The sequence below is a fragment of the Mesorhizobium sp. P5_C1 genome (assembly GCF_054049815.1).
The window spans coordinates 1-7,465 of record NZ_JBFULQ010000269.1 but is presented as its reverse complement, the minus strand read 5'-3'; the positions used below and the strand labels follow the sequence as shown (position 1 = coordinate 7,465).

Genomic DNA, 7,465 nt, shown 5'->3' with positions numbered 1-7,465 from the left:
GCGCCTGAACCTGATCATCACCCCACGCGGTCTGTCGAAGGCCCCCGCCAAAGACACCCGCGCCGGTATACTGCCTAAATTAATACAACATTGGAATGACAAATCGCTTCCACGTAGCCCGTGGGGGGCTATAGGGTTTTGAACGGGTTCCGCACGGGAACGCGATCCGCGAAGCGACGCCGGTTTGCTGGCGACTGTTTCGCTGATCATGCGCCGGAGTGGCTCGTTCGGGAACGTGTCTCAGGAGGATCTCAGGTGCACATCATCCATCGGTTCAGGCCGATCGTCGCCGCGTCGGCGCTCGCCATCGCCTCGGCTCTTGCAACCGTCAGCGCCAGCCAGGCGGATGACACCGCCAGGCCCGAAGCGGCGGTCTCGCCGATGAAACGCGTTGCGGATGCCAAGGCCAAGGCTGCGGCGGAAAATCCCGACGGCGCCGATCGTGTCTATGGCGGCAACCAGGCCGAAAAGGGTGCCTATCCGTTTCAGGTCGCGCTGCTCACCACCGACAGGCTGGACGAGAACCCGGCCTCGCAGGCCAATGCACAATTTTGCGGCGGCAGCCTGATCGCGCCGCAATGGGTGCTGACGGCGGCCCACTGCCTCAACGACAAGGGCCAGCCGATTTCGCCCGACGCGGTCACCGTGCTGACCGGCGCCACCGATCTCAGCGAGGGCAAGCGCCACAAGGTGGTAGAGGTCATCGTCAACGAGGGTTACAGCGAGCAGACGCTCGACAACGACCTCGGCCTGTTGCGGCTTGCAGAGCCGGCCGATGCGCCGACCATCAAGGTCACCCATGACGCCACACCCGACACCGGCAAAACCACTGTCACCGGCTGGGGCAAGATGCAGGATGGCACCTTTCCGACCACGCTGATGGTTGCCGACCTCGACCTGCAGCCGAACACCGCCTGCAACAGCGGCATCAAGGCCATCTATGCGCATGATCTGAAGGCCGCACTTGGCGATCTGTCCCACCGCATGCGTTATTCGGAAAAAGGCATCGACGCTGCCGCCAATGCGATTGCCGCCGACATGACAGACCCGCTGACCGGCAACATGATCTGCGCCGGCACCACCAGCGGCGTGCGCGATGCCTGCAACGGCGACAGCGGCGGTCCGCTGTTCATGACCGGCGCCGACGGTCCGGTCCAGGTCGGCGTCGTCAGCTGGGGCGAAGGTCCGGCGGACGGAAGTGCGGCCTGCGGCCACAAGGACGCGTACGGCATCTACACACGGCTGGCCAACTACACCGGCTGGATCGAGACGAAAATGAAAACGCCAGCGCCGGCGCCGGCAAAGCCCAAGGCAGGGCTAGGCACCGCCCAGAAACCAGCCACGCCCTGAAGCGAAGGCAATTCGCCTCACATGAAAAACGGCGGGAGAGGTCCCGCCGTTTTTATTTGCCGGCTTACCGAGCTTACTTTCTCGGTGGACCTTTGCGCTCGGCTGAAGCCGCCCACAAATTGATGTCGGACTCGCGCGCATAGCTATCGATCTCGGCGAGTTCGGCATCGCTGAAGTCAAGCACCTTGAGCGCGCCAACGCAGTCCTCGACCTGTTCCGGCCGGCTGGCACCGATCAGCGCCGAGGTCACCTTGCCCTTGCGCAGCACCCAGGCCAGCGCCATCTGCGCCAGTGTCTGGCCACGCTTGCCGGCGATGGCATCGAGCGCCTTGATGTTGGCGATGGTCCTGTCGTTGATGAAGGCTGTCTTCAGCGACTTGCCCTGGGAGGCGCGGCTGCCTTCGGGAATGCCACCGAGATATTTGTCGGTCAGCATGCCTTGCGCCAGTGGCGAGAACACGATGGAGCCGACGCCGAGCCCTTCGAGCGTATCGAGCAGGCCGTCTTCCTCCACCCAGCGGTTGAGCATCGAATAGCTCGGCTGATGGATGACGCAAGGCGTGCCAAGCTGCTTCAAAATATCGGCGGCCTCGCGCGTGCGCTGCGAATTGTAGGACGAGATGCCGGCATAGAGCGCCTTGCCCGAGCGCACCGCATGGTCAAGTGCGCCCATCGTTTCTTCCAGCGGCGTATCGGGATCGAAGCGGTGCGAATAGAAGATGTCGACATAGTCGAGACCCATCCGCTTCAGGCTCTGGTCGAGGCTGGCCAGCATGTACTTGCGCCCGCCCCATTCGCCGTAGGGACCGGCCCACATCTCGTAACCGGCCTTGGTCGAGATGATCAGCTCGTCGCGGTAACCGGCGAAGTCGGTGCGCAGGATTTCGCCGAAAGCGGTCTCGGCCGAGCCGGGCGGCGGACCGTAATTGTTGGCGAGGTCGAAATGCGTGATGCCAAGGTCGAAAGCCCGGCGCACGATCGCCTGCTTGGTCTTGTGCGGTGTGTCATTGCCGAAATTGTGCCACAGCCCCAGCGAGATCGCCGGCAGCTTCAGGCCGGAGCGACCACAGCGGTTGTAGATCATGTTCTCGTAGCGGTTTTCGGCGGGGATGTAGGGCATGGGAAAATCCTCAAATGGAAGCGAGCCAGTCGGCTGCCATCGCGACAGCACGGCGAGTCGGCTCTGCCCCCCACCCTTACCCTCTCCCTGACGGAACGGGGAGAGGGTTGAGTGCCTGGTCTACTTCTTCTTCGCCAACAGCGCCTTGGCTTCCTTGACGCCAAGTGCGGCCGGCCGTTCGCAACTGGTCTGCATGGCGACGAACTTGCCGGTTTCGCCTGAGCGCAACAGCCCAGTCATCACGTCGACGGCATGCAGCGCCAGTTCCATCGAGCAGCGGTGCGGCCTGCCTTCCGCGATCGCCACCGCCATGTCGGCGAGGCCGGCCGTGCGGTAGTTGGCCATCATGCCTTGCGAATGCATCTCGTTGGGAACGCCGAACGGGTGCTTCCATTTCGGCAGCTTCTTGACCGGTTTGCTGTCTTCGGTGAAGCGCACGTCGCCGCCGAAGAAATTCGGATCCGGCACGAACACTGTGCCCGCCTCGCCATAGAGTTCCATCGGCGCGTGGCCATGCGCCCAGACGTCCCAACTGGTGTTCAGCGTCACCACGGCTCCGTTCTCGAACTCCAGCAGGCCGTGGATGGTCGTCGGCGTGTTGACCGGGATCTTTTCGCCTGCGCGCGGCTTCGAACTGATGGTGCGTTCCTTGGCGGGTGTCGACGCGAAGGCCGCCACCTGCTTCACCGGCCCGATCAGCTGGATCAGATTGGTGATGTAGTACGGCCCGATGTCGAGCACCGGTCCCGCGCCGGGCTGGAAGAAGAAGTCCGGATTGGGGTGCCAGTGCTCCATGCCGTGGCCCATGACGTGGCAGGTACCGCTGGTGATCTTGCCGAGCTTGCCGGTGTCGATCAGGTCGCGGACCAGCTGATGCGCGCCGCCGAGGAACGTGTCGGGCGCCGAACCGATGCGCAGGCCTTTCGCCTCGGCGCGTTTCTTCAGGTCGAGCCCTTCCTTGACCGACAGCACGAAGGGCTTTTCCGAATAGACGTGCTTGCCCGCGTCCAGAGCCTGCTTCGACACCTCGTAGTGCACCGCCGGGATGGTCAGGTTGACGATGATGTCGATGTCGTCGGCCTCGAGCAGGTCGTCGACGGTCTCGGCGCGCAGCTTGAACTCCTTTGCCCGCGCCTTCGCTGTCTCCATGTTGATGTCGGCGCAGGCACGCATCTCGATGCCGCGAAACAGCGGCGCCAGCGAAAAATACGCCTTCGAGATGTTGCCGCAGCCGATGACGCCGATGCCAAGTTTCTTTGCCATGCTGATTGCTCCTAGTAGGTCTTGACGGCTGCGATCGAGCGGCGGGCGAAGCGCTCGATGTCGTTCGGGTTGTCCTGTTCCATGACGTAGTATTGGGCGGCACTCTTGGCGCGCAGCACCTTGATCAGGCCGGCCCAGTCGATCGTGCCGTGGCCGACATCCGACCAGCCATCCTCGTCCAGCCCCTCGCCGGGCTTGGCCATGTCCTTGACGTGGACGGCGCTGATGCGCTTGCCGTATTTGTCGATCCACGCCAGCGGATCGTCGCCGCCGCGCACCACCCAGGCGACGTCGATTTCCCACCCGATGTCCGGCGCTGCCGCGAGGATAAGCTCCTGCGGCACCGAGCCGTCGGCAAGTTTCTTGAACTCGAAATCATGGTTGTGCCAGGCAAAGCCGTAGCCGGCCCTTTTCGCGGCGTCGCCAACCTTTGCCAGACGCTCGCCGAAGCCGCGCCAGCCGGCGGCATCGGATGGGCGCTGGTCGGGCATCAGAAAAGGACAGATGAGCAGCGTGATGCCGAGTGTGTCGGCAATTTTGCGCACGCCGTCGAAATCGTTCTCGAGCGCGTCGATCGAGAAATGCCCGGTCGGCATGGCGAGCCCGTTCTTGTCGAGTTCGGCGCGAAAGGCCTTGGGATCATCATAGACGCCGCCGAAGCCTTCGACCTGGGTGTAACCGACCTTGCCGAGCGTCTCGAGGACGCCTTCCCAGGGTTGGAAATTGCGGGCGCTGTAAAGTTGGAATGACCAGTTCATCGTCTCTGTCCGTTCTGCTTGGGGAGGAGTGGGGCTTGGGAGCTACATGCGGTTGCCGGATTGGCTGTCGAACAGCGAGGCGCGGGCAGGATCAAAGCCGATCCGGATTGGCTCGCCACTGCGCAGCGTCTTTTCCGCCTCGACGCGGAAGGAGAAATTCTGACCGCCGAGCTGCGTCCATACCAGCGTGTCGGAGCCCATCGGCTCGACGATCTCGACGGCGGCATCGATGGCAAAGGGCATGGCATTTGCCGCCTCGCCAAGGGCGACATGCTCGGGCCGGATACCGAACACGCAAGGGCCGCTGCTGTTGCCCGCGGCGTCGAAAGCGTAGCGGGCGAGCGGTATGGATACATTTCCGGTCTTGAAAGCCGCGGTGGCGCCGGTCTCGGCCTGCCCGTCGATGAAGTTCATCGCGGGTGAGCCGAGGAAGCCGGCGACGAAGCGGTTGACCGGCCGATTGTAGATGGTCTGTGGCGCATCGAGCTGCTGGATGACGCCACCCTTCATCACCGCGATGCGATCGGCCAGCGTCATCGCTTCGATCTGGTCGTGGGTGACATAGATCATCGTGTTCTGCAGCTTGCGATGCAGCAGCTTGATCTCGACGCGCAGCTCGGCGCGCAGCTTGGCGTCGAGATTGGACAGCGGCTCGTCGAACAGGAACACGTCGACATCGCGCACCAGCGCCCGTCCGATTGCCACGCGCTGGCGCTGGCCGCCGGACAGTGCTGCCGGTTTGCGTTGCAGCAGCGGCTCGATCTGCAGGATCTCGGCCGCCCGCGCGATCCGCTTGGCGATCTCGTCCTTCGGCGTGCCAGCGACACGCAACCCGAAGGACAGGTTCTTCTCCACCGTCATTTGCGGGTAGAGCGCATAGGACTGGAACACCATGCCGATGCCGCGATCCTTGGGCTCTTCCCAGGTGACGTTCTTGCCCTTGATGAAGATGCTGCCTTCGGAGACGTCGAGCAGGCCGGCAATGCAGTTGAGCAAGGTCGACTTGCCACAGCCCGAGGGCCCGAGCAGCACGATGAATTCGCCCTCGGCGACATCGAGATTAAGTGTCTCCAGTACGGTCACCACACCGAAGCTCAGCGACAGGTCCTGGATCGAAACGCTGGTACCGTTCTGCGCCATATCCACTAGCCTTTCACCGCGCCAGCGGCGATGCCGCGCACGAACCATCGTCCGGAGATGAAGTAGATGAGCAGAGGCACCGCAGCCGTCAGAATGGTTGCCGCCATGTTGACATTGTACTCCCTCACGCCGGTGGTGGTGTTGACGATATTGTTGAGCTGCACCGTCATTGGCCAGTTGGACCGCCCGGCAAACACGATGCCGAACAGGAAGTCGTTCCAGATGCCGGTAACTTGCAGGATGACGGCGACGACGGTGATCGGCACCGACATCGGCAGCATGATGTAGAAAAAGATGCGCCAGAAACCCGCACCGTCGACACGCGCTGCCTTGAACAGCTCGACCGGAATTGCCGCGTAGAAATTGCGGAACAGCAGCGTCAGGATCGGCATCCCAAAGATGGTGTGCACGATGATGATGCCGGGGAGCGAGGCGAACAGCCCGACCGAGCTCAGCCCGATGATCAATGGATAGATCACGACCTGATAGGGCACGAAGGCACCAAACACCAGCAACCCGAAGAGCAGATTGGCGCCCTTGTATGGCCAGAAGGTCAGCGCGTAACCGTTGATCGACGCGCAGATGATCGAGATGATCACGCTGGGCACGGTGATCTTCACCGAATTGTAGAAGCCTGGACTGAGGCCGTTGCAATCGCGACCGGTGCAGGCGTGGAGCCAGGCGTCGGCCCAGGGTTGAAAGGTCGGCTCGCCAGGAAGGTTGAAAAGATGTCCCAGCCTGATCTCCGGCATCCCCTTCAATGAGGTGACGATCATGATGTAGACCGGGATGAGGAAGAAGAGGGCCGCAACGACCAGGAAAGCATAGATGCCGATGCGGCCGGCCGATATCCGTCGCGGTTTCGGCCCGAAGGGCGCCACGCCAGCCTGATGCGACGCTTCCCGGGGCGGTTGAATTGCGGTGATCTGTCCGACGGTCATGCGCCCGCCTCCCGCAGGCGATTTCGCCGCCATAGTAGAATTCCGCTGAAAGCCAGCACGATCAGGACCGGCAGCAGCATCATCGTTGCCCCAGCCATGCCTTGGCCGACGTTCTGGCGAACCGTGATGAGCTGGATGACGTAGACTGCCGGCATGGACGTGGCGATGCCAGGCCCACCGCCGGTCATGGCAATGACCAGGTCGTAGACGCGCACCACGCCTACGCATTGCAGAACGAAGGCGGTGGCGAAGGCACCCTTCATCATCGGCGCCACGATGGAAACGTGCGTGCGCCAGGTCGGGATGCCGTCGACCCTCGCGGCTTTCCAGATATCCTCGTCAATGCCGCGCAGGCCGGCAAGCAGGATCGCCATCGTCACGCCCGAGCCCTGCCAGATGCCCGCCACGACCAGTGCGTACAGCGCGGTCTCGGCGCTGACCAGCGGGGCGAAGCTGAAGCTCGTCCAGCCCCAGTTGCGCAGCGCCTCCTGCAGGCCGAGGTTGGGGTCGAGCGCCCATTGCCACACGAGTCCGGTGACGATCAGCGACATGGCAAAAGGATACAGGAAGATGGAGCGGAACAGGTCCTCCTGGCGGATGCGCTGGTCCATGAAGACGGCGAGCAGGTATCCGAACACCATGTTGCAGGTGATGGACATCAGGCCGAAGAACCAGATGTTATTGACCGAGACGAGCCAGCGGTTGTCGGCCCAGAGGCGCCTGTACTGCGCCAGACCGACGAAATCGTAGGTAGGGAAGAGCTTCGAACTGGTAAAGGACCATAGCACCGAGAAGCCGATGCCGATCACGAACACGCCGAGGGCAACGAGAATCATCGGTATTGTCCCGATGACGGCAGGCAGGTGAAATCTGTGCCTCCAGCTCTTCTGCAT

The 7,465-nt window shown here is 62.7% G+C and carries 7 protein-coding genes; 1 reads left to right on the top strand and 6 read right to left on the bottom strand.

Going from position 1 to position 7,465, the window contains the following annotated elements; all coding sequences use genetic code 11:
• Positions 1–255 precede the first annotated feature (255 nt).
• Positions 256–1,350 (top strand): S1 family serine peptidase, encoded by a 1,095-nt coding sequence (locus tag ACXJ7R_RS19950; protein WP_457153348.1) that lies wholly within the window; start codon positions 256–258, stop codon positions 1,348–1,350.
• Positions 1,351–1,423: 73 nt separating this feature from the next.
• Here ACXJ7R_RS19950 and mgrA read toward each other — a convergent pair whose 3' ends face one another.
• From mgrA to ACXJ7R_RS19920, 6 genes are all read right to left on the bottom strand, one after another.
• A complete protein-coding gene (mgrA, locus tag ACXJ7R_RS19945; protein ID WP_457153347.1) occupies positions 1,424–2,470 on the bottom strand; it encodes an L-glyceraldehyde 3-phosphate reductase in 1,047 nt (348 codons plus the stop codon).
• 120 nt (positions 2,471–2,590) lie between these two features.
• A complete protein-coding gene (locus ACXJ7R_RS19940; RefSeq protein WP_457153346.1) occupies positions 2,591–3,733 on the bottom strand; it encodes a Gfo/Idh/MocA family protein in 1,143 nt (380 codons plus the stop codon).
• 11 nt (positions 3,734–3,744) lie between these two features.
• Entirely contained in the window at positions 3,745–4,491 is a 747-nt protein-coding gene (locus ACXJ7R_RS19935) for a sugar phosphate isomerase/epimerase family protein (RefSeq protein ID WP_457153345.1), read from the bottom strand.
• 42 nt (positions 4,492–4,533) lie between these two features.
• Positions 4,534–5,631 (bottom strand): ABC transporter ATP-binding protein, encoded by a 1,098-nt coding sequence (locus tag ACXJ7R_RS19930; protein ID WP_457153344.1) that lies wholly within the window; start codon positions 5,629–5,631, stop codon positions 4,534–4,536.
• Between the two features lie 5 nt (positions 5,632–5,636).
• On the bottom strand, positions 5,637–6,572 hold the full coding sequence (locus ACXJ7R_RS19925) for a carbohydrate ABC transporter permease (protein WP_457153343.1): 936 nt from the start codon (positions 6,570–6,572) through the stop codon (positions 5,637–5,639).
• Entirely contained in the window at positions 6,569–7,465 is an 897-nt protein-coding gene (locus tag ACXJ7R_RS19920; protein ID WP_457153342.1) for a carbohydrate ABC transporter permease, read from the bottom strand. The genes ACXJ7R_RS19925 and ACXJ7R_RS19920 overlap by 4 nt, the downstream gene beginning before the upstream one ends.